At 72.9% G+C, this 21,351-nt stretch carries 23 protein-coding genes; 15 read left to right on the forward strand and 8 right to left on the reverse strand.

Going from position 1 to position 21,351, the window contains the following annotated elements:
• Positions 1-49 precede the first annotated feature (49 nt).
• From ACQUFX_RS00215 to ACQUFX_RS00225, 3 genes are read left to right on the forward strand one after another with little or no spacing between them, the layout of a single operon-like run.
• Entirely contained in the window at positions 50-1,336 is a 1,287-nt protein-coding gene (locus ACQUFX_RS00215; RefSeq protein ID WP_428964008.1) for a sugar ABC transporter substrate-binding protein, read from the forward strand.
• Positions 1,333-2,316: a carbohydrate ABC transporter permease gene (locus tag ACQUFX_RS00220; protein WP_428964009.1), complete on the forward strand. Its 984-nt coding sequence runs from the start codon at positions 1,333-1,335 to the stop codon at positions 2,314-2,316. The genes ACQUFX_RS00215 and ACQUFX_RS00220 overlap by 4 nt, the downstream gene beginning before the upstream one ends.
• A complete protein-coding gene (locus ACQUFX_RS00225; protein WP_428964010.1) occupies positions 2,313-3,143 on the forward strand; it encodes a carbohydrate ABC transporter permease in 831 nt (276 codons plus the stop codon). Before ACQUFX_RS00220 ends, ACQUFX_RS00225 begins: the two co-directional genes overlap by 4 nt.
• A 51-nt stretch (positions 3,144-3,194) precedes the next feature.
• On the opposite strand, the gene ACQUFX_RS00230 is transcribed toward ACQUFX_RS00225, so the two are convergent.
• Positions 3,195-3,533 (reverse strand): winged helix-turn-helix domain-containing protein, encoded by a 339-nt coding sequence (locus tag ACQUFX_RS00230; RefSeq protein ID WP_428964011.1) that lies wholly within the window; start codon positions 3,531-3,533, stop codon positions 3,195-3,197.
• Positions 3,530-3,841 carry a hypothetical protein gene (locus ACQUFX_RS00235; RefSeq protein ID WP_428964012.1) on the reverse strand — a complete coding sequence of 104 codons (312 nt, stop codon included), beginning with the start codon at positions 3,839-3,841 and terminating at the stop codon, positions 3,530-3,532. The genes ACQUFX_RS00230 and ACQUFX_RS00235 overlap by 4 nt, the downstream gene beginning before the upstream one ends.
• 248 nt (positions 3,842-4,089) lie before the next feature.
• Here ACQUFX_RS00235 and ACQUFX_RS00240 point away from each other — a divergent pair, with 248 nt between their 5' ends.
• Positions 4,090-4,728: an MOSC domain-containing protein gene (locus ACQUFX_RS00240; RefSeq protein ID WP_428964013.1), complete on the forward strand. Its 639-nt coding sequence runs from the start codon at positions 4,090-4,092 to the stop codon at positions 4,726-4,728.
• Between the two features lie 136 nt (positions 4,729-4,864).
• Here the strand turns inward: ACQUFX_RS00240 and ACQUFX_RS00245 are convergent, their stop codons facing one another.
• The 3 genes from ACQUFX_RS00245 to ACQUFX_RS00255 all read right to left on the reverse strand — a co-directional run bounded on the left by ACQUFX_RS00245 (position 4,865) and on the right by ACQUFX_RS00255 (position 7,869).
• Positions 4,865-5,767, reverse strand: a complete 903-nt coding sequence (locus tag ACQUFX_RS00245; protein WP_428964014.1) for a phytanoyl-CoA dioxygenase family protein — start codon at positions 5,765-5,767, stop codon at positions 4,865-4,867.
• A 244-nt stretch (positions 5,768-6,011) separates the two neighbouring features.
• The gene (locus tag ACQUFX_RS00250; RefSeq protein WP_428964015.1) at positions 6,012-6,869 is read right to left on the reverse strand and encodes a hypothetical protein; all 858 of its coding nucleotides are present in this window, start codon (positions 6,867-6,869) and stop codon (positions 6,012-6,014) included.
• A 202-nt stretch (positions 6,870-7,071) separates the two neighbouring features.
• Positions 7,072-7,869: an enoyl-CoA hydratase-related protein gene (locus tag ACQUFX_RS00255; RefSeq protein ID WP_428964016.1), complete on the reverse strand. Its 798-nt coding sequence runs from the start codon at positions 7,867-7,869 to the stop codon at positions 7,072-7,074.
• 12 nt (positions 7,870-7,881) lie between these two features.
• On the opposite strand from ACQUFX_RS00255, the gene hemW reads away from it, so the two are divergent.
• Positions 7,882-9,111: a radical SAM family heme chaperone HemW gene (gene hemW / locus ACQUFX_RS00260; RefSeq protein WP_428964017.1), complete on the forward strand. Its 1,230-nt coding sequence runs from the start codon at positions 7,882-7,884 to the stop codon at positions 9,109-9,111.
• Positions 9,112-9,129: 18 nt separating this feature from the next.
• Here the strand turns inward: hemW and ACQUFX_RS00265 are convergent, their stop codons facing one another.
• Complete coding sequence (locus tag ACQUFX_RS00265; RefSeq protein ID WP_428964018.1) at positions 9,130-9,855, reverse strand: DUF4870 domain-containing protein; 726 nt, start codon at positions 9,853-9,855, stop codon at positions 9,130-9,132.
• Positions 9,856-10,132: 277 nt separating this feature from the next.
• On the opposite strand from ACQUFX_RS00265, the gene hrcA reads away from it, so the two are divergent.
• Genes hrcA through ACQUFX_RS00280 form a run of 3 tightly spaced genes read left to right on the forward strand, consistent with a single transcriptional unit; the run spans position 10,133 to position 13,086 of the window.
• Positions 10,133-11,155: a heat-inducible transcriptional repressor HrcA gene (gene hrcA, locus ACQUFX_RS00270; RefSeq protein WP_067359724.1), complete on the forward strand. Its 1,023-nt coding sequence runs from the start codon at positions 10,133-10,135 to the stop codon at positions 11,153-11,155.
• Between the two features lie 55 nt (positions 11,156-11,210).
• Positions 11,211-12,350, forward strand: a complete 1,140-nt coding sequence (gene dnaJ, locus ACQUFX_RS00275) for a molecular chaperone DnaJ (RefSeq protein WP_428966809.1) — start codon at positions 11,211-11,213, stop codon at positions 12,348-12,350.
• 1 nt (position 12,351) lies between these two features.
• The gene (locus tag ACQUFX_RS00280; protein ID WP_428964019.1) at positions 12,352-13,086 is read left to right on the forward strand and encodes a 16S rRNA (uracil(1498)-N(3))-methyltransferase; all 735 of its coding nucleotides are present in this window, start codon (positions 12,352-12,354) and stop codon (positions 13,084-13,086) included.
• 75 nt (positions 13,087-13,161) lie between these two features.
• Here the strand turns inward: ACQUFX_RS00280 and ppk2 are convergent, their stop codons facing one another.
• Both ppk2 and ACQUFX_RS00290 read right to left on the reverse strand, forming a co-directional pair.
• On the reverse strand, positions 13,162-14,073 hold the full coding sequence (ppk2, locus tag ACQUFX_RS00285) for a polyphosphate kinase 2 (protein ID WP_428964020.1): 912 nt from the start codon (positions 14,071-14,073) through the stop codon (positions 13,162-13,164).
• A gap of 153 nt (positions 14,074-14,226) precedes the next feature.
• Positions 14,227-14,988 carry an SDR family NAD(P)-dependent oxidoreductase gene (locus ACQUFX_RS00290; RefSeq protein ID WP_428964021.1) on the reverse strand — a complete coding sequence of 254 codons (762 nt, stop codon included), beginning with the start codon at positions 14,986-14,988 and terminating at the stop codon, positions 14,227-14,229.
• Positions 14,989-15,091: 103 nt separating this feature from the next.
• Here ACQUFX_RS00290 and ACQUFX_RS00295 point away from each other — a divergent pair, with 103 nt between their 5' ends.
• From ACQUFX_RS00295 to era, 7 genes are all read left to right on the forward strand, one after another.
• Entirely contained in the window at positions 15,092-15,442 is a 351-nt protein-coding gene (locus ACQUFX_RS00295; protein WP_067359719.1) for a histidine triad nucleotide-binding protein, read from the forward strand.
• A 17-nt stretch (positions 15,443-15,459) separates the two neighbouring features.
• Positions 15,460-16,836, forward strand: coding sequence for a serine hydrolase domain-containing protein (locus tag ACQUFX_RS00300; RefSeq protein WP_428964022.1), 1,377 nt, complete (start codon positions 15,460-15,462; stop codon positions 16,834-16,836).
• 192 nt (positions 16,837-17,028) lie between these two features.
• Entirely contained in the window at positions 17,029-18,087 is a 1,059-nt protein-coding gene (locus ACQUFX_RS00305) for a PhoH family protein (RefSeq protein ID WP_428964023.1), read from the forward strand.
• Positions 18,088-18,101: 14 nt separating this feature from the next.
• Positions 18,102-18,575 (forward strand): rRNA maturation RNase YbeY, encoded by a 474-nt coding sequence (gene ybeY, locus ACQUFX_RS00310; RefSeq protein ID WP_067359716.1) that lies wholly within the window; start codon positions 18,102-18,104, stop codon positions 18,573-18,575.
• The gene (locus tag ACQUFX_RS00315) at positions 18,551-19,966 is read left to right on the forward strand and encodes a hemolysin family protein (RefSeq protein WP_428966810.1); all 1,416 of its coding nucleotides are present in this window, start codon (positions 18,551-18,553) and stop codon (positions 19,964-19,966) included. Before ybeY ends, ACQUFX_RS00315 begins: the two co-directional genes overlap by 25 nt.
• Positions 19,959-20,345: a cytidine deaminase gene (locus ACQUFX_RS00320; RefSeq protein ID WP_428964024.1), complete on the forward strand. Its 387-nt coding sequence runs from the start codon at positions 19,959-19,961 to the stop codon at positions 20,343-20,345. Before ACQUFX_RS00315 ends, ACQUFX_RS00320 begins: the two co-directional genes overlap by 8 nt.
• A 37-nt stretch (positions 20,346-20,382) precedes the next feature.
• Positions 20,383-21,282, forward strand: coding sequence for a GTPase Era (era, locus tag ACQUFX_RS00325; protein ID WP_067359713.1), 900 nt, complete (start codon positions 20,383-20,385; stop codon positions 21,280-21,282).
• The last annotated feature ends 69 nt before the right edge of the window (positions 21,283-21,351 follow it).

Genomic DNA, 21,351 nt, shown 5'->3' on the forward strand with positions numbered 1-21,351 from the left:
AAGGTGCGGCGGAGAAGGTAAGTGCCGGACGGTGCGAGGGAGACGTGGCGTGAACAGGTGGAAACGGCTGACCCCGGTCACCGCCGTGGTGGCCTCGGTCGCGATGCTGATCGCCGGGTGCGGTGGTGCCGACGACCCGGCCGCCGACGACAGCCGGCTGACGGTCTGGATGATGGGCGAGGGGAGCGAGGCGCAGACCGCCTTCCTCGACGGCGTCGAGACCGAGTTCCGCACGAAGCACCCGGACACCGACGTCGTGGTCCAGTACGTCCCCTGGCTGGAGGCGCCGAAGAAGTTCCAGGCCGCGCTCGCCGGTGGGGCGGGGCCCGACGTCACCGAGCTGGGCAACACCGAGACCCAGGGCTGGGCGGCCCAGCAGGCCCTCGCCGACGTCACCGACCGGTTCGGCGGCTGGGCCGAGGGGCGGGACGTCCTGCCCGACCTGGTCCGCAACGCCCAGCTCGACGGCCGGCAGTACGGCGTCCCGTGGTACGCGGGGGTGCGGGCCGTCTACTACCGGGCCGACTGGTTCGCCGAGGCCGGGGTGCGACCGCCGACCACCTGGGACGAGCTGGTCGCCGCCGCCAAGGCCGTCCAGGCGAAGAAGCCCGGCACCTACGGCATCGCCCTGCCCGGCAACTCGGAGCTGCCCTTCTACTCCTTCCTCTGGGGCGCCGGCGGTGAGATCGCCACCGAGCAGGGCGGGACCTGGACCTCCGGGTACACCTCGCCGCAGGCCCGGCAGGCGGTGACGTTCTGGACCGACCTGGTCACCGTGCACAAGGTGGCCCCGCCCGCCGCCGCCGGCTGGAACGAGATCGACGCCCGTACCCAGTTCGCCACCGGCAAGGCGGCGATGGCCTTCGCCGGGAGCTGGCAGGCCGGCGCCATCAAGAAGGACAACCCGGAGATCGAGAAGGTCTGGGGTACGTTCCCGATCCCCGGTCCGGACGGCCGCCCGGCCCCCGCCTTCGCCGGTGGCTCGGACCTCGCCGTCTGGGAGGACAGCCCGCGCAAGGACCTGGCCTGGGACTACCTGACCGTGCTGCTCACCAAGCAGAACGCGAAGACCTTCGCGGACAGCCTCGGCTTCTTCCCGGTCTACCAGGACCTGGTCAACGGGGGCGGGTACGCCGACGACAAGCTCATGGCCGCCTTCGCCACCACCATCCAGCGCACCCGGCTGACCCCGCTGACCCCGAAGTGGGTCGAGGTGAGCCGGACCAAGACGGTGACCCAGGCGATGAACAGCTCGGTGATCAAGGGACAGAAGACCGTCGAGCAGGCCACCGCCGACGCGGCCGGCGAGATGGAAAGCATCCTCAACGCCAAGTGACGACGCTGACCGACGCCCCTGGCACGTCCGCCGCGCGGGAGACCCCCGCCCGGCGGCGCCGCCGGGCCGACCGCCTGCCGTACCTGCTGCTCCTGCCCTGCCTGGTGGTGATCGGCGGGCTGCTGCTCTGGCCGCTCGGCCAGGTGGTGTGGATGTCGTTCCACCGGCTGGACAACGTCCGGCAGGTACGCGGTGACCGGCCCTGGCCCTTCGTCGGGCTGGAGAACTACCTCCAGATCCTCGGCGACCCGTTCTTCCACACCGTGCTGCGCAACACGGTGCTCTTCGCCGTCGCCACCGTGGCGCTGACCATGGTGCTCGGCACGCTGGTCGGGCTGCTGCTGAACCAGCTCGGCCGGCGGATGGCCACCTTCGTCGGCAGTTGCGTGATGCTCGCCTGGGCCACCCCGGCGCTCACCGGCACGATCGTCTGGAAGTGGATCTTCGACGACACCAGTGGACTGGTGACCTGGCTGTTCAACGCGCTGCCCGACGGGCTCTCCACCGCGCTGTTCGGGCGCAGCGACTGGACCGGGTACGGCTGGTTCAACTCGCCGCTGCTCTTCTTCGCCATCCTCACCCTGGTGGTGGTCTGGCACTCGTTCCCGTTCATCGCGGTCAGCGTGCTGGCCGGGCTCAAGAGCGTGCCCAGCGAACTGCACGAGGCGGCCCGGGTGGACGGGGCCGGCCCGTGGCGGGTCTTCTGGTCGGTGACGTTCCCGCTGCTGCGGCCGGTCTTCGGGATCCTGGTCGTGCTCTCCACCATCTGGGACTTCAAGGTCTTCACCCAGCAGTTCGTGCTGGCCGGTGGCACCCAGGACCGGTCGACCTTCATGCTCTCCATCTACTCGTACGCCGAGGCCTTCTCGCCCCCGCCCAAGTACGGCCTCGGCGCGGCGATCGCGGTGATCCTGACGGTGATCCTGCTGGTGGTGACCGGGTTCTACGTCCGCATGGTGCTGCGCCAGGAGGAGTCGTGAAACGGTTCGCCCTCAACGGCGCCGGCCTGCTGGTGGCGCTCTTCGCGGCCTTCCCCGTCTACTGGATGGTCGCCACCTCGCTCAAGCCGAGCCGGGAGATCTTCTCCGCCACCCCGCGACCGGTGCCCGCCGAGCCGACCCTGGCGCACTACCGGGACATCCTCACCGGCGACCTCATCCCCGGGGTGTCCTTCGTCGACTTCTTCCGCAACAGTCTCCTGGTCGCGGCGGCCACGGTCCTGCTCAGCGGGCTGGTCGCGCTGCTCGCCGCGACCGCCGTGGCCCGGTTCCGGTTCTCCCTGCGGACCAGCTTCCTGATCATGCTGCTGGTGGTGCAGATGATCCCGCTGGAGGCCCTGGTCATCCCGTTGTTCCTGATGATCCAGCGGCTCGGGCTCTACAACACCCTGCCCAGCCTGATCCTGACGTACCTCGGCTTCTCGCTGCCGTTCGCGGTCTGGATGCTGCGCGGGTTCGTCGCGGCGGTGCCGAAGGAACTGGAGGAGGCGGCGGCGATCGACGGGGCCAACCGGGGGCAGATCTTCCGGCGGATCCTCTTCCCGCTGGTCGCCCCCGGTCTCGTCGCCACCAGCATCTTCTCCTTCATCACCGCGTGGAACGAGCTGATCTTCGCGCTGACCTTCCTCAACGACCAGGAGAAGTACACCCTGCCGGTGGCGATGACCTTCTTCTTCGGCCGGGACGACACCGCCTGGGGTCCGGTGATGGCCGCCTCCACCCTGATCACCCTGCCGGTGATCGTCTTCTTCCTGCTGGTGCAGCGTCGGATGGTCACCGGCCTGGTCGCCGGCGCCGTCAAGGGCTGAGGTGTAAGGAAGGCCCCCTGTTAACGCATTCGGTAGTAGAAGGGCCCCTTCCTAACACCCGGATCCGGAGGGCGGGGCGGCGGCGGGGGTGACGGTCGCGCCGGCACGGGCCACGATCTCCTGCAACGCCGCGACGTGACCCGCGAAGGCGTCCCGGCCCCGCCGGGTCAACGTCACCGAGGTCCGGGCCCGTTTGCCCACGAAGCTCTTGCGGATCTCGGCGTAGCCGGCCCGCTCCAGGGCGGAGAGCTGCTTGGAGAGCGCGGAGTCGGACAGGTCGAGCTGCTCGCGCAGGTACCGGAACTCGGCCCAGTCGGTGGCGGCGAGGAGGCTGACCAGGGACAGGCGGGTCGGCGCGTGGATCAGCTCGTCGAAGCGGGCCCTGGTCACCGGCCGCCGCCGATCGGCCGGGCGCTCATCACGCTGCGAAGGTACCCCATCAGCCGGTGCCCGCTGAGCGCCATGGTCAACCCGGTGACGCCGGCACCGATGGTGGCCGGCCAGGGCAACCCGGCCGCGTCCGCGGCGAACCCGCTGCCGAGGCCGAGGACGACCAGGGCGAGGACGTACCCGACGATGGCGAGGCCGCCCCGGACGCCGAGCAGGTCGTTGCGGACCTGGGCGCGGTGACGCAGCGCGACCCGGGTGACCAGGGCGTACCCCGGGCGTACCCGACGGACCCGACCGCGACCACCCACGGCCGGGCGGTCTCGACCGCGGTGGTGAAGGCGACCATCAGCCCACCCACCGCCAGCCGGGTACGAGGGTGGCGCCGATCGCCTGGCGGATCTCGGTGAGCGCGTCGGCGGAGGCGGGGGAGATGGCGGGCTCGGTCACGGCGGTCTCCTTGCCGAGGAGAAGAGTGCTTTCCTGTCAGGAAAGCAGACCGCGTACTTTCCTGCTGGGCAAGTGCTTTCCGGTTCGGCGAGACGTTACGCTGACCGCCATGGGCAGGGTGACGGCGGTGAACCTCGGCGTGGTGACCGAGGCGCAGTGGGCGGGCGACGCGAGCGGTCGCAGCGGGATCGACAAGCGGCCCGTCGAGGGGCCGGTGCCGGTGCGGTTGCACGGGGTGGTCGGGGACTTCATCGCCGAGCGGGCCCACCACGGTGGCCCCGACCAGGCGCTCTACGCGTACGCCGAGGAGGACGCGGCCTGGTGGGCGGCCGAGCTGGGCCGCGAGATCCGGCCCGGCGGCTTCGGCGAGAACCTGACCACGCACGGGGTGGACGTCACCGGCGCGGTCGTCGGCGAGCAGTGGCTGGTCGGGTCGGCGCTGCTCCAGGTGACCAAGCCGCGGACGCCGTGCCGGACGTTCGCCGGCTTCTGGGGGATGCCCGACCTGATCAAGCGGTTCACCGCGCGGGCCGTGCCCGGGGCGTACCTGCGGGTGCTGCGCGAGGGAGAGGTGAGCGCCGGGGACCCGGTGCAGGTCGTGGCGCGGCCGGAGCACGGCGTCACCATCGGTGAGGTGTTCCGGGCGACCAACCTGGAGCCGGAGCTGCTGCCCCGGCTGCTGGACGCGCCCGAGCTGCCCGAGTCGATCCGGGAGAAGGTCAACCGCCGCCTCGCCGGCCGGCCCTGACCGCCGCCGGCCCCCGACCGCCGGCCCTGACCGCCGGGCGGGCTGCCCGCCGGCTGCCGGGCGAGCGCCGGCGGCGGGTGTTAAGAAGGGGCCCCTGCTATACCGGAAGCGTTAACAGGGGGCCCCTCCTTTCAGCTCAGCGGAGCCAGGGGACGCTGCGGTCGAGCAGACCGCGCTCCTTGAGCTCCTTGCGCAGCGGGATCTCGTCGTCGATGTACCCGTTCCAGTTGATGCCCCAGTAGTTGGCGGTGTGCGTACCCTCGCCGCAGAGCTGGCGCTGCACCGGCGAGCGGTTGGCCCACCACTCGCCGTCCTTGTCGATGTGCAGCTCGTCCAGCGGGCGGATCCACCGGTACGTGTACCCGACGAAGAGCATCTTGCGGGTGATGGTGGACAGGTTCGTCGACCGGGAGTGCCACTGGCGGCGGTCGAAGATGAACGCGTCACCCGGGTTGGCGGTGATCTCCACCGTGCCCTCCGGGTCCGGGTTGTGCACCGTCAGGTCGTCCGGCCGGGGCAGGGAGTTCCACAGGTGGCTGCCCGGGATGACCTTGGTGGCGCCGCGCCCGGTCTCCGAGAGGTCGGACAGGACGTACGCGACCTTCAGCGAGAACATCGGCCGGGGCAGGTTCGGGTCCATCGTCTCCGGGTCGGAGTTCTGCCGGTACCCGTCCTGGTGCCAGCCCCAGTACGGCTTCTCCGGCTCGGCGGCCGGCGGGGTGACGTCCAGGTGGTTGTGGTGGGTGTAGATGTTCCAGCCGGCCAGCCCCCACATGTACGGGAAGGCGATCGGGTGGGTGAGCAGCTCACCGAAGAGCTCGTCACGCTCCAGGAAGCCCAGCAGGTGCAGGGTGCCGTCCTTGGTGGTGTTGCCCTTGGCCTTCTCCTCCGCGTAGACGCGGTCGACGGCTTCCTCCAGGGCGGCCCGGTGGTCCTCCGTCAGCACGTTCCGCAGGAGCATGAAGCCCTGCTCGTGGAACTCCTTGCGGTCGGTGTCGCTGATCGGTTCGTAACCGGTCCGGCCCTCGTAATCGAACACCGCGTCGTACCCCTCCCCATGAGGTGGAACCATTTCTGGCACAGGTCGCCGATGGTAACGCGCGGTCGCCGGGGCGGGGGAAGGGCCACAGGTCCCGGATCCGCACCGCCGTTGACCAGGGGCGATGGGTCGACTCCGGCGAGTGCTCGCGGCGCGGTGGTATGCCGCGCTATCCGGCTGCTTGCCGGATGTGGGCGATTGTGCGTTTCGTGCGGTTCCGATGGTGATCGCCCGGATCGGCGGGTCAGAGGTCGCCGAACACCTCGGCGACCACCCGGGACTCCGAGCCGCCGTCGGCGGCCCTGCCCCAGCTCCCCTGCTTCGAGGTCCACTCCAGGCCACCGAAGCTGACCCGCTTGACCCCGTGGTCCCGGGCGTGCGCGACGAGCCAGTGCGCGTACCGCCAGCCGTCGCGCTTCTTGGCGGCGGGCACCACGAGCCCGGTCAGGTCGGCCGGCGACTCCGCGCCGGGCAGTCCCCAGTCCAGGGTCAGCGCCCGGGTCAGTTCCGCCGTGGCGGCGTCCCCGCGCATCGCCGGCTCGGTGCCGATCGTGCAGGCCACCGCGCCGGTCGCCTGGCCGAGCAGGGCGCGGGTGAGCACCTGCGAGTCGTCCGCCCACTTCTCGTACGCCTCGGGGAAGGCCGACCGCTGGACCGCCTGCGCGGCGTCGGTGACCCGCATCTCCTCCCAGCCCCTGACCTTCTTCAGCGCGGCGTAGAAGCGCTTGGCCGCGTACCGGGGGTCGCGGATCTGGGCCGGCGTGCCCCAGCCCTGGCTGGGGCGCTGCTGGAACAACCCCACCGAGTCCCGGTCGCCGCCGGCCAGGTTGCGCAGGCTCGACTCCTGGTACGCGGTGGCCAGGGCGACCACCACGGCCTGCTCGGGCATGCCGCGCTGGATGCCGATCGCGGCGATGGTGGCCGCGTTGGCCATCTGGTGCGAGTCGAGGCCGACCCGACCGTCCGCCTGGACCGTGCAGCCCCGGCTGGCGAAGGTGACCTGGAACTGCCCGACCTGTCGGGCGACCACCCAGATCCCGAGAACGGCGACGACCGCGAGAACGACACCGCTTGCGACGGCTGCCCGTGTGCGCACCCACACCCCCTGTTCGACGCTCCGACAAGAGTACGTCTCGGGTGGCGCTGATCAGCCCGTCCGCCCGGATCGTCACGTTCCGCCGCGTGTCCGCGACAGTCGGCGGTCGGCGACCGGCGTTCCCCCGCCCGGTCCGGTGAAACGGCCGGGCGGGGGACCACCGGTCGGCAGCCCGGCCCCGGTCGGCCCGGGCCGTGGCCGGTCCGGGCTACGCCGGGGGGTCGGCCGGGGCGGGTGCCCAGCTCGCGTCCCGCTTCTCCCGGAACGCCTGCACGCCCTCACGCCCCTCGGCGGAGAGGAAGTAGCCGGTGGACAGGGCGGCCAGCGCGGCGATCTCGTCCCGCAGGTCGGTGGCGGCCGGCCGGCGCAGCAGCTCCTTCGCCCCGGCCAGCGCCCCGGGGGCGCCCCGGACCAACGAGGCGCAGTACCGGGCCACCGTCGCGTCCAGCTCCGCCGCCGGCACGGCGGTGGTGACCAGGCCGATCCCGGCGGCCCGCCGGCCGTCGAAGGTGTCCCCGGTCAGGTACAGCTCGGCGGCGGCCCGGGGGAGCAGCCGGGGCAGCACGGTCGCCGAGATCACCGCCGGGATCACCCCGATCCGGACCTCGGTGAAGGCGAAGGTGGCCCCCTCGGCGCAGACCGCCAGGTCGGCCGCCGCGATCAGGCCCAGGCCGCCGGCCCGGGCCGGCCCGGCGACCCGGGCCAGCACCGGCTTGGGGCACTCCCGGACGGCGGCCAGCACGTCGCCGAGCATCCCGGCCGGCACGGTCCCGCTGGCGTACGCGGCGGCGGTCTCCTTCAGGTCGGCGCCGGAGCAGAAGACCGGGCCGGTGTGGTCGAGCACGACGACCCGGACGGCGTCGTCGGCGACGGCGGCGGCCAGCCCGGCCAGCAACTGGGTCATCAGCGGCGTGGAGAGGGCGTTGCGGTTGTGCGGGCTGTCCAGGGTGAGGGTGGTCACCCCACGGGACGTGGTGACCCGCACCAGGGGGTCGGGAGAGGTCATGCGGGCACACTAGTGGCTGTGCCCGGCCTCCTCCCAGAAGGTGAGACCGTCCCCGTCGACGGTTCGCTGCCCGAATCCGCCACCGCCGCCGTCGGCGCGCGGGGCTTCGGCGTCTACCTCCACGTCCCGTTCTGCGCCAGTCGCTGCGGCTACTGCGACTTCAACACGTACACCGCCGCCGAGCTGGGCGGCGGGGCCAGCCGGGAGGAGTACGCCGACACCGTCCTGGCCGAGCTGGCGCTCGCCGGGCGGGTGCTCGGCGACACCCCGCCGCCCCGGGTGTCGACCGTCTTCGTCGGCGGCGGCACCCCGACCCTGCTCCCCGCCGACGACCTGGCCCGGATCCTGGACGCGATCGACCGCACCTGGGGGCTGGCGGCCGACGCGGAGGTGACCACCGAGGCGAACCCGGAGTCGGTGACCCCGGAGTCGTTGAAGACCCTGCGCGCCGCCGGCTACACCCGCATCTCGCTGGGCATGCAGTCCGCCGCGCCCGGGGTGCTGGCGATCCTCGACCGGCGGCACAGCGCCGGCCGGGCCACCGCCGCCGCCCGGGAGGCCCGCGACGCCGGGTTCGACCACGTCAACCTGGACCTGATCTACGGCACCCCGGGGGAGCGCGCGGAGGACTTCGCCGCCAGCCTCGACGAGGTGATCGCCGCCGGGGTCGACCACGTCAGCGCGTACGCCCTGATCGTGGAGGACGGCACCCGGCTGGCCGCGCGGATGCGCCGGGGCGAGTTGCCGTACCCCTCCGACGACGTCGCGGCGGACCGTTACCTGGCCGCGGAGGCCGCCCTCGGCGCGGCCGGCTTCTCCTGGTACGAGGTCTCCAACTGGGCGCGGACGCCGGCCGCCCGGTGCCGGCACAACCTGCTCTACTGGACCGGCGGGGACTGGTGGGGCCTCGGCCCGGGGGCGCACAGCCACGTCGGTGGGGTGCGCTGGTGGAACGTCAAACACCCCACGGCGTACGCGGGCAGGCTGGCGCAGGGACGGTCCCCGGGGCAGGCCCGGGAGGTGCTCACCGCCGCCGAGGCGCACATGGAGGACGTGATGCTGCGGCTCCGGCTCGCCGAGGGGCTGCCGCTGGCGGTGCTCGACGAGCCGGGGCGGGCCGGTGCCGAGCAGGCCCTGGCCGCCGGGCTGCTCGATCCGGCCCGGTACGCCGACGGCTGGGCCGTGCTCACCCTCCGGGGCCGGCTGCTCGCCGACGCCGTGGTCCGCGACCTGCTGCCCTGAGCCCGCCCGGCGGCCGGCTCACTTCACGAAGTGGTACGTCATCGGGTAGCGGTACAGCACGCCCTCGTTGGCCTTGACACCACCGACGATGCCGAAGATCAACGGGACCAGGCCGACGAGGAACGGCACGAAGGCCAGGAGGCCGCAGGTGATGATGCCCAGCACGATGCTGGCGGCGAGCGCGATCACCCAGGTGAGCTGGAAGTTGAGCGCGGCGACCGCGTGTGCCCGCGCGGTGGGCGACTGCGGCCCCTTGACCGTCAGCGCGATCAGCGGCGCCACCCAGCCCAGCAGGCCGCCGCCGACGATCACGCCGAGCGCCCCGCCGAAGTGGGAGACGAGCGCCCAGGTCTTGTCGTCGGCGGTGGGGTACCCCGGCGGAGGCGGCCCGTACGGCCCGCCGCCGTATCCGCCGCCGCCCGGTCCCGCGCCGTACTGGCCGCCGTCCGGAGCCGCGCCGTAGCCGCCGCCGGTCGGGTACCCGACGCCCGGCGGGGGATATCCACCGGCCGGGGGATAGTTGCCGGGCGGGGGAGCGTCCGACGGGGGGTGGGCCCCGCCCGACACCGGCTGCTCCGGTGGCGGATATCCACCGGGTGGGGGGTAGCCGCCCGGGGTGGGCGTCCCGGACAGTGGGGCCGTGGGCGGTTCGTAGCCGGACGGGCCGGCGGGGGGCAGCGGCGAGGTCGGGTCCGGCGGGATGCCGGGGTCGCCCGATCCGGGTGGGCGAGGCGGTTCAGTCATGGAGGTCACGGTAGGTGCAGCCGGCAAGGCGGCACCAGAGCGACACCGGCTCGATCGGCCGGCACGATCGGCCGTCGTCACTCGCAGACATCGACGTGCGCGTGGTCCGTCACTGATCATCGCGCCGGTGGGGGCAGCCGACGTAGACTGGCACTCGCTACAGTCGAGTGCCAGGGCGCGGCCTCGACCCCGGCCGGCACGGCCGGGGCGGGTCGGTCCGGCCGTGCCGGCCCACGGGCGGGTGCGGCGTGGCCGACGTGCGACAGGAGGTGGGGAGATGGGTCTCGACGACCGCAAACTCGCCGTGCTGCGCGCGATCGTCGAGGACTACGTCGCCACCCAGGAGCCGGTCGGCAGCAAGGCGCTGGTCGAGCGGCACCAGCTCGGGGTCTCCCCGGCGACGGTCCGCAACGACATGGCGGTGCTGGAGGAGGAGGGCTACATCCGGCAGCCGCACACCAGCGCCGGCCGGGTGCCCACCGACCGGGGCTACCGCCTCTTCGTCGACCGGCTGTCCCGGGTGAAGCCGCTCAGCCCGGCCGAGCGCCGGGCCATCGAGCGGTTCCTGGTGGGGGCGGTCGACCTCGACGACGTGGTGCACCGCACGGTCCGGCTGCTGGCCCAACTCACCCGGCAGGTGGCCGTGGTGCAGTACCCCAGCCTGGCCCGGTCCTCGGTCCGCCACCTGGAGCTGGTGCCGATCTCCACCACCCGGCTGATGCTGGTCATGATCGCCGACACCGGTCGGGTCGAGCAGCGGCTGGTCGAGCTGCCCGCCCCGATCTGCGCCGACGACGTCACCGACCTGCGTCGGCTGATGAACGAGAAGCTCGTCGGTACCCGGCTGTCGGAGACCCCACCGCTGGTGCAGGCGCTGGTGGAGGAGGCCCCGGCGCAGGTGCGGCCGGCCATGACCACGCTCTCCACCGTGCTGCTGGAGACGCTTGTCGAACGGCACGAGGAGCGGATCGCGCTGGCCGGCACCGCCAACCTGACCCGGGGCGGCCTGCTCGACTTCCAGGGTTCGCTGCGGCCGATCCTGGAGGCGCTGGAGGAGGAGGTCGTGCTGCTCAAGCTGATCGGCGAGGCCGAGCCGAGCACGACCCGGGTGCTGATCGGCGACGAGAACGAGATCGACAACCTCCGGGCCGCGTCGGTGGTCAGCACCGGCTACGGCCCGGGTGCCACCATCGTGGGTGGCCTGGGTGTGCTGGGGCCGACCCGGATGGACTACCCCGGCACCATCGCCACGGTGCGAGCCGTGGCACGCTACGTGGGCGAGCTGCTGGCCCAGAACTGATCAGTCGGGCCGACGACCGGCGCAGAGCGAGACGAACATGAGGACACGGGACGCAGTGGCCAGGGACTACTATGGCATTCTCGGCGTGAGCCGGGAAGCCTCCGATGACGAGATCAAGCGCGCCTACCGCAAGCTGGCGCGGCAGTTCCATCCGGACGTGAATCCGGACCCGGAGGCCCAGGAGAAGTTCAAGGACATCAACGCCGCGTACGAGGTCCTCTCGGACGACCGGAAACGGCAGATCGTCGACCTGGGCGGGGACCCGCTGGCCCCCGGTGGCGGGGCGGCCGGTCCGGGCGGGCCGGGTGCGGGGCCGTTCGCCGGCTTCCAGGACATCATGGACGCGTTCTTCGGTGGTGCCGCCGGTGCCACCCGGGGGCCCCGTCCACGGACCCGCCCCGGGGCCGACGCGATCCTGCGGCTGGAGCTGGACCTGAACGAGACGGCGTTCGGGGTGGAGGCGCCGATCACCGTCGACACCGCCGTGCTCTGCACCACCTGTTCCGGGGCGGGCACCGCCGCCGGCACCCACCTGGCCACCTGCGAGGCGTGCCAGGGGCGGGGCGAGGTGCAGTCGGTGCAGCGCACCTTCCTCGGCCAGGTGGTCTCCGCCCGGCCCTGCACGGTCTGCCAGGGGTACGGCACCACGATCCCGCACCCCTGCCCGACCTGCGCCGGTGACGGCCGGGTCCGGACCCGCCGCTCGCTGACCGTCAAGATCCCCGCCGGGGTGGAGGACGGGATGCGGATCCGGCTGGCCCAGCAGGGCGAGGTGGGCCCGGGCGGCGGCACCCCCGGCGACCTGTACGTCGAGATCCACGAGCGCCCGCACGACGTCTACTCGCGCAAGGGCGACGACCTGCACTGCCGGGTCACCGTGCCGATGACCGCCGCCGCGCTGGGCACCCGGCTGACCATCAAGACGCTGGACAGCGAGGAGTCCGTCGACGTCAAGCCCGGCACCCAGCCGGGCAGCACGCTGCGGCTGCGCGCCCGGGGCGTACCGCACCTGCGCGGCACCGGCCGGGGTGACCTCTACGTCCACCTGGACGTGCGGACCCCGACCAAGCTCGACGCCGACCAGGAGCGGATGCTGCGCGACTTCGCCAAGACCCGGGGCGAGGAGGTCGCCGAGTTGAGCAAGCAGGGCGGCTTCTTCTCCCGGATGCGGGACGCCTTCAACGGGCACGCCTGAGGTGTCGGCGCCGCTGTTCCTGGTCGAGTCGCTGCCGACCGGGGACCAGCTCACCCTCGACGGCCCGGAGGGCCACCACGCGGCCACCGTGCAACGCCTGCGGGTCGGCGAGGAACTGCTCCTCGCCGACGGCCGGGGCGGCACCGCCGCCGCCGTGGTCACCGCCGTCGGCCGGGGCAACCTGGAGATCGAGGTCACCTCCCGGGGGTACGTCGACGCGTCCGTCCCCCGGCTGGTGGTGGTGCAGGGCATCGCCAAGGGCGACCGGGGCGAACTGGCCGTGCAGGCGATGACCGAGGTCGGGGTGGACGAGATCGTGCCCTGGGCGGCGTCCCGCTCGGTCGTGCAGTGGCGCGGTGACCGGGGCGTACGGGCCCGGCAGAAGTGGACGGCCACCGCCCGGGAGGCGGCCAAGCAGGCCCGGCGGGCGTGGCTGCCGGTGGTGGCCGGCGCACCGGACGAGCCGACCCCGACCGTGGCCCGCCGGCTCGCCGGGGCCGCCGCCGCGTTCGTGCTGCACGAGGGGGCGCGGGAGCGGCTGAGTACCGTCGAGCTGCCGACGGCCGGGGAGATCGTCCTGGTGGTCGGCCCGGAGGGCGGCGTCAGCGAGGCGGAGGTGGCGACCTTCACCGAGGCCGGTGCCCGCCCGGTCCGGCTCGGCCCGACGGTGCTGCGTACCTCCACCGCCGGGGTGGCCGCGCTCGCCGTCCTCGCCACCCGCCTCGCCCGCTGGTGAGTGTGTAAGGAAGGGCCCCCTGTTAACGCATCCGGTAGAGCAGGGGCCCCTTCTTAACGCCTTCGGGCGGCTCGCTCACAGCCGGGGGAAGATGTGCACCGGCTGGTCGTCGGGGCGCAGGTCCAGCCCGGCCGGCCCGACGATCAGCGGGTCCGGCGTCCCGACCACCTCGCGGTCGGCGTCGGCGTACCCGAAGCGGTTGAGCACGTGGCGCATGGCCTCCAGCCGGGCGCGCTTCTTGTCGTTGCTCTTCACCACGGTCCACGGCGCGTCCGCCGTGTCGGTGTAGAAGAACATCGCCTCCTTGGCCTCGGTGTACTCGTCCCACCTGTCGAGTGAGGCGATGTCCATCGGCGACAGCTTCCACTGCCGTACCGGGTCGACCTGCCGGACGGCGAACCGGGTGCGCTGCTCGTTGCGCGACACCGAGAACCAGAACTTGACCAGCCGGATGCCCGAGCGGGTCAGCATCCGTTCCAGCTCGGGGGCCTGGCGGAGGAACTCCAGGTACTCCTTGCGGGTGCAGAACCCCATCACCCGTTCCACCCCGGCCCGGTTGTACCAGGACCGGTCGAAGAGCACGATCTCCCCGGCCGCCGGCAGGTGGTTGATCCACCGCTGGAAGTACCACTGGGTGGACTCCCGCTCGTTCGGCTTCGTCAACGCCACCACCTTCGCCCCGCGCGGGTTCAGGTGTTCCATGAAGCGCTTGATCGTGCCGCCCTTGCCGGCCGCGTCCCGGCCCTCGAACATGATCACCAAACGCTCGCCGGACTCCTTGATCCAATCCTGGAGTTTGAGCAGTTCGATCTGGAGCAGCCGCTTCTGCCGGTCGTACTCGTCGCGCTCCATCCGGTGGTCGTACGGGTAGTCCTCGCGCCAGGTGTCCACCGGGCTGCCGTCGGGGCGGAGCAGGACGGGGTCGTCGTCGTGGCCGTCGGCCACCCGGTAGTCGTCGGCGAGGTCCAGCAGCGGGGTGTCGGCCATGTCGGTCTTCCTTACCCCGTGACGGCGCCAGCCATCCTGCCCGGCGCGATGCTGCGCGGCCGCTCCGGCACTCCGCGCTGCCTCGGTCGGAGAGGTGTTAAGAAGGGGCCCTTCCTCTACCGGAAGCGTTAACAGGGGGCCCTTCCTTGCAGCTCAGGAGCGGAGGTAGGAGGCGCCGTTGAGGTCGACGATGGTGCCGGAGGCCCACTGCGCCGCCGGAGAGGCCAGCCAGTGCACGGCGGCGGCGATCTCGGCCGGCTCGGCCACCCGGTTGAACGGGCTCTGCGCCCGCACCGCCGCGCCGCGCGGCGCCTTCAGGTGCTCGTTGGTCATGTCGGTGGCCACGAACCCGGGCGCGACCGTGGCCACCGCGATCCCGTACGGGGCCAGCGCCACCGCCAGGGACTGGCCCATGCTGTTCAGCCCCGCCTTGCTCGCCCCGTACGCCGGGTTGGTCGGCTCGCCCCGGAAGGCGCCCCGGGAGGAGACGTTGACGATCCGCCCGCCCCGGTCGCGCATGTGCTGGGCGGCGCACCAGGCCGCGTTGGCCGCGCCGAGCAGGTTGGTGTCGACGATCTCGCGCCACCGCTGCCGCCACTGGTCGTAGCCGGTCTCGAAGACCGGGTGCGGCGGGTCGGCCGGGCCGAACACCCCGGCGTTGTTGACCAGGACGTCGAGCCCACCGAGCAGGTCGGCGGCCCGGTCCACCATCGCCCGGACCGCGTCCGGGTCGGCCAGGTCGGCCTGCACCACCACGTGCCCGTCGCCGGGCAGCTCGGCGCGGAGCCGCTCGGCGAGGTCGGCCGAGTCGCGGTGGTGCACCGCCACCCGGTCGCCCCCGGCCGCGAACACCTCGGCCACCGCCCGGCCGATGCCGCGCGACGCCCCCGTCACCAGTACCGCTCGTGAAGTCACGCCGACATCATGCCGGCGCGTCCGCGACCAGGTCGGACCGCCCCCGTGGTGGCGACGCCCGGGAGGCGTACGGCGGGCCGGGCGGACCGCTTAGCATGCCCGGATGGAGAGCGACTGCCTGTTCTGCCGGATCGTGGCCGGCGAGATCCCCGCCACCATCGTCCGGGAGACCGACAAGACCCTGGCCTTCCGCGACATCACGCCCAAGGCGCCGGTGCACGTGCTGGTCATCCCGAAGGAGCACTACGCCGACGTGGCGACGCTCGGGCAGGGTGACCCGGCGCTGGCCGGCGAGGTGCTGGCCACGGCCGCCACGGTGGCCGAGGAGGAGGGGCTGCTCGGCGACGGCTTCCGGCTGATGTTCAACACCGGGGCGTACGGCGGCCAGGAGGTCTTCCACGTCCACGCGCACCTGCTCGGCGGCGCCCCGCTCGGCCCGATGCTGGCCCGCTGAGCGGCGGGGTACGCACGGTGACGGCGTCGAACGACCGCCTGGCGCGGCTGGTCCGGCAGGTGCAGGCGCGGGCCCGGGTGCCGGCGGTGGCGGCGGCGCTGCACCGGGCGGACCGCCCGGCGTGGAGCTGCACGGTCGGCGACCCGGGGGACGGTGTGGGGCTCGGCCCGGCGACCCGGTTCCGGATCGGCTCGGTGACCAAGACGTTCACCGCCGTCCTGGTGCTCCAGTGCCGCGACGACGGCCTGCTCGACCTCGACGACCGGGTGGGCCGCCACCTGGACCTGCCCGCGCACGGCGGGGCGACCGTCCGCCGGCTGCTGTCGCACACCGCCGGCCTGCAACGCGAGCCGTTCGGCGACGTCTGGGACACGCTGCGGACGCCGGACGTCGCGGGGCTCGTCGCCGACCTGGCCCGCGCCGAGCGGGTGCTGCCCCCGGCCCGCCGGTTCCACTACTCGAACCTGGGGTTGGCCGTCCTCGGTGAGCTGGTCGCCCGGCTGCGCGGCGGCACCTGGGACGAGGTGCTCGCGGAGCGGGTGCTGACGCCGCTCGGGTTGACCGCCACCGGACCGCAGCCGGGGCCGACGGCGGCCACCGGGTACCTGGTCGACGCGTACTCCGACGAGGCGCACCCGGAGCCCCCGACCGACCTCGGCGCGCTCGCCCCGGCGGCGCAGCTCTGGAGCACCGCCGCCGACATGGCCCGCTGGGCGGCGTTCCTCGCCGACCCGGCCACGGTCGACCCGACCGGCGCGGTGCTGGCCCCGGCCACCCTCGACGAGATGCGCTGGCCGGTGACCACCACCGACGAGGCCCACTGGGCGGCCGGGTTCGGGCTCGGGCTGATCCTGGTGCCGCAGCCGGACCGGGTGGTGCACGTCGGGCACGACGGGGCGATGCCCGGCTTCCTGGCCGGGGTGTACGGCCGCCGGGGCGGCGACGGCACCCCGGCCGCGATGGGGTGCGCGGTGCTGGGCTCCTCCGGTACCGCCGCCGAGCTGCTGGACCTGCCGCACCGGCTGCTCGCCGCCGCGGTCGAGGACGACCCGGCCGACGTCGAGCCGTGGCGACCCGGCCCGCCCGCGCCACCGCACCTGCGCGGCCTGCTCGGCCGCTGGTGGGGGGAGGGCTTCGAGTACGTCTTCTCCTGGCACGACGGCACCCTGCGGGCCCGGGGCGCGGACGACCCGGCCGGGAAGCCGCCGGCCGTCTTCGAGCCGGTGCCGCAGCGCCCGGACGTGTTCCGGACGGTCTCCGGCCGGGAGGTCGGGGAGCTGCTCCGGCTGACCCGGGACGAGCGGGGCGCGGTGGTCCGGATGCACTGGGCCACGTACCGCTTCACCCGGGGCCAGGAGGCCTTCGACCGGTACGACTTCCGCGCCGGGGACTGAACCCGCTCCCGCCGTCTCGGCCGGGTCGGCCGCCGGGGGCGGCGGGTCCCGGCCGGGGCCGCACCCGGCCGAAATGGGCGAGGTGCGGTCCCGGCGGACCCGATACCATGGAAGCAACGTTCGTACGCCGCGCGTCAGCAGGGCTGGCGCAGAGATCGAGAGCAGGTGGCGCAGGGCCCCTCGGCCCGACCTATGACCGGCACCCCACCTCCCGGCCCGCCCCGGGTGCAGACCAGGATCACGGTTCCCGACTCCAAGATCATGGTCAACCTGCTCGGCGCGCGGGACGAGATCCTGCGGCTCGTCGAGCGTTCGGTCGTCAGCGACGTGCACGTACGCGGCAACGAGATCACCATCACCGGTTCGCCGGCGGACAACGCCCTCGCCGAGCGGCTCTTCGGTGAGCTGCTCGAACTCATCGAGAAAGGCGAGACCCTGACCACTGACGCCGTCCGGCGTACCGTCGGCATGCTCGAGCAGGGCACCGCCGAGCGGCCCGCCGAGGTCCTGACGCTCAACATCCTCTCCCGGCGCGGTCGCACCATCCGTCCCAAGACCCTCGGGCAGAAGCGCTACGTCGACGCCATCGACGCGCACACGATCGTCTTCGGCATCGGCCCCGCCGGCACCGGCAAGACCTACCTGGCCATGGCGAAGGCCGTCCAGGCGCTCCAGGCCAAGCAGGTCAACCGGATCATCCTGACCCGCCCGGCGGTCGAGGCCGGCGAGCGGCTGGGGTTCCTGCCCGGCACGCTCAACGAGAAGATCGACCCGTACCTGCGGCCGCTCTACGACGCGCTGCACGACATGCTCGACCCCGAGTCGATCCCGAAGCTGATGGCCGCCGGCACCATCGAGGTCGCCCCGCTGGCATACATGCGCGGCAGGACGTTGAACGATGCGTTCATCATCCTGGACGAGGCGCAGAACACCACGCCCGAGCAGATGAAGATGTTCCTCACCCGGCTCGGCTTCGGTTCCAAGATCGTGGTCACCGGTGACGTCACCCAGGTCGACCTGCCCGGTGGGACGAAGAGCGGGCTGCGGGTCGTCCGGGAGATCCTGGAGGGCGTGGAGGACGTGCACTTCGCCCAGTTGTCCAGCGCCGACGTGGTACGGCACCGGCTGGTCGGTGAGATCGTGGACGCCTACGCCCGCTGGGACGCCGAGCAGGAGAACGAGCAGGCACAGAACGTGCGCGCGGTGCCCGGTCGGGCCGCCCAGGGTGGCCGGGCCGGCCGGCGTCGCTAGAGCAGGAGAGTCAGTTGTCCATCGAGATCGCGAACGAGTCCGGCGCCGAGGTCGACACCGACGCCGTCCTCGCCGTCGCCCGGCACGCCCTCGACGAGATGGGGGTCAACCCCCTCGCCGAGCTCTCCGTGCTGTTGATCGACATCGAGTACATGTCCGAGCTGAACCACCGCTGGATGGGCGGCGACGGGCCGACCGACGTGCTGGCGTTCCCGATGGACGAGGGGAGCGTCGACCACGGCCCGGGGGAGGCCAACGGCCCCGGCGGCGAGCCGGCGCTGCTCGGTGACATCGTGCTCTGCCCGGAGGTGGCGGCCAAGCAGGCGGCGACCGCCGGCCACACCCCCGCCGACGAGCTGCACCTGCTCACCGTGCACGGGGTGTTGCACCTGCTCGGCTACGACCACGCCGAGCCGGAGGAGGAGCGGGAGATGTTCGCCCTCCAGGCCCGGCTGCTGTCGAGCTGGCGGTCGACCCGGTCCCGGTGATGGACACCCCGACCCTCGCGGCAGCGACCGCCGCCGGCCTGCCCGACCTGCAACTGATCTTCTTCGCGGCGGGTCTGGTGGTGCTCGCCGGCCTGATCGCGATGACCGAGGCGGCGCTGACCGCGGTCTCCCCGGCCCGCGCCGCCGAGCTGGCCCGCGACGGGGCGCGCGGCGCGCGGACCCTCCAGGTGGTCGCCGGTGACGTGGTCCGGCACCTCAACCTGCTGCTCCTGCTCCGGCTGCTCGCCGAGCTGACCGCGACCACGCTGGTGGCGCTGGTCGCGGTGGACACCTTCGGGGCCGGCTGGCGGGCGGCGCTGATCACCGCCGGGGCGATGACCGTGGTCAGCTTCGTGGTGGTGGGCGTCGGCCCGCGTACCCTCGGCCGGCAGCACGCGTACCCGGTGGGTCGCGCGGCGGCGCCGCTGGTCCGCTGGCTGGGGCGGGTGCTGAACCCGCTCGCCTCGCTGCTGATCCTGATCGGCAACGCGGTGACCCCGGGGCGCGGCTTCCGCGAGGGGCCGTTCGCCACCCAGCTCGAACTGCGGGAGATGGTCGACCTGGCCGAGCAGCGCGGGGTGGTCGAGCACGGCGAGCGGCAGATGATCCAGTCGGTCTTCGCGCTCGGCGACACGATCGCCCGCGAGGTGATGGTGCCGCGCACCGAGATGGTCTGGATCGAGCAGGGCAAGACGCTCTCCCAGGCGCTGGCGCTCTTCCTGCGCTCCGGTTTCTCCCGGATCCCGGTGATCGGCGAGAACGTGGACGACGTGCTCGGCGTGCTCTACCTCAAGGACCTGGTCCGGCGCACCCAGGGTGGCGCCCCCGAGGACCTGCGCTGCCGGGTCTCCGAGCTGATGCGCCCGGCGACCTTCGTGCCGGAGTCCAAGCCGGTCGACGACCTGCTGTCGGAGATGCAGGCCGCCCGCAACCACCTGGTGATCGTCGTCGACGAGTACGGCGGCACCGGTGGGCTGGTCACCATCGAGGACATCCTGGAGGAGATCGTCGGGGAGATCACCGACGAGTACGATGTCGAACGTCCGCCGGTCGAGCACCTCGACGACGGGTCGGTCCGGGTCACCGCCCGGCTCCCGGTCGAGGATCTCGGCGAGCTGTTCGACACCGAACTGCCCACCGACGAGGTGGAGACGGTGGGTGGCCTGCTGGCCCAGGCCCTGGGCCGGGTTCCGATCCCCGGTGCCGAGGCCGAGGTGGCCGGGCTCCGGCTGGTCGCCGAGGGCACCACGGGCCGGCGGAACCGGATCGACACCCTGCTGGTCAGCCGGGTCGCGTCGACCGGTACGCAGGACGAGTCGGGGCAGGGCGCGCAGGCCGAGCCCCGGGACAACGAGAACCGATCCGAGGAGAGGCAACCCGCTGATGCCTGAGTCTTCCGCCGTACCCGCCAGCCGACCCACCCCGGCCGAAGCGGCCGAACTGGGCGCCGAGGACGCCAAGCTGGTCGTGCTGGCCCGGGGCGCGCGGGGCCGGGTGGGCGCGGTCGAGGGCGCGGCGGTCCGGGACCAGGACGGCCGGACGTACGCGGCGGCGAGCGTCTCGCTGCCCTCGCTGACCGTCACCGCCCTCCAGCTCGCCGTCGCCTCGGCGGTCGCCGCCGGTGCGACCCGGCTGGAGGCGGCGGTGGTGGTGACCGAGGCCTCGACCCTGGACGGCGCCGGGCACGCGGCGGTCCGTGACCTCGCCACCGACGCCCCGATCCACGTGGCCGCCCCGGACGGCTCGCTGCTCGGCACGGTGACCGGGTGACCGGGCGGGGCGACCGGCCGACCGGGCGGGGTGCGGCATGAGCGACGCGACGGCGCAGCGGCCGTACCGGGCCGGGTTCGCCTGCTTCGTGGGGCGGCCGAACGCGGGCAAGTCCACCCTGACCAACGCGATCGTCGGCCAGAAGATCGCGATCACCTCGAACAAGCCGCAGACCACCCGGCACGTCATCCGGGCCGTGCTGCACCGGCCGGACTCACAGCTCGTCCTGGTCGACACGCCCGGTCTGCACCGTCCCCGGACGCTGCTCGGCGAGCGCCTCAACGACCTGGTCCGCACCACCTGGAGCGAGGTGGACGTGATCGGCCTGTGCATCCCGGCGGACGAGCCGGTGGGGCGCGGCGACCGGTTCATCAGTGGTGAGCTGGCGGCGCTGAAGGCGACCGTGCTGGCGGTGGTGACCAAGACCGACCTGGTCGACAAGAAGCGGCTGGCCGAGCAGTTGCTGGCGGTCAGCGAGCTGGGCGAGTTCGCGGCCGTGGTGCCGGTCAGCGCGGTCTCCGGGCACCAGGTGGACACCCTGGTCGACGTGATGACCGGTTACCTCCCCCCGTCGCCGCAGCTCTATCCGGACGACATGCTCACCGACGACCCGGAGCAGGTGCTGGTCGCCGAGCTGATCCGGGAGGCCGCCCTGGAGGGGGTCCGCGACGAGCTGCCGCACTCCATCGCGGTGGTCGTCGAGGAGATGATCCCCGAGGGCCAGCTCATGAAGATCTACGCCGACGTGTACGTGGAGCGGTCCAGCCAGAAGGCGATCGTGATCGGTCACCGGGCCAGCCGCCTCAAGGAGGTGGGCACCACCGCCCGCCGGCAGATCGAGGAGCTGCTCGGTACCCGGGTCTATCTCGACCTGCACGTCCGGGTGGCGAAGGACTGGCAGCGGGACCCGAAGCAGCTCCGCAAGCTGGGCTTCTGAGCGGCATCCCGGCGTCACTTTCGGTGGTCGGACGATGTCCGTAGGTCACCGTCGTGGCCCGGCCGGTGG

It is taken from the genome of Micromonospora fluostatini, assembly GCF_050410825.1.
Classification (GTDB): domain Bacteria; phylum Actinomycetota; class Actinomycetes; order Mycobacteriales; family Micromonosporaceae; genus Micromonospora; species Micromonospora rosaria.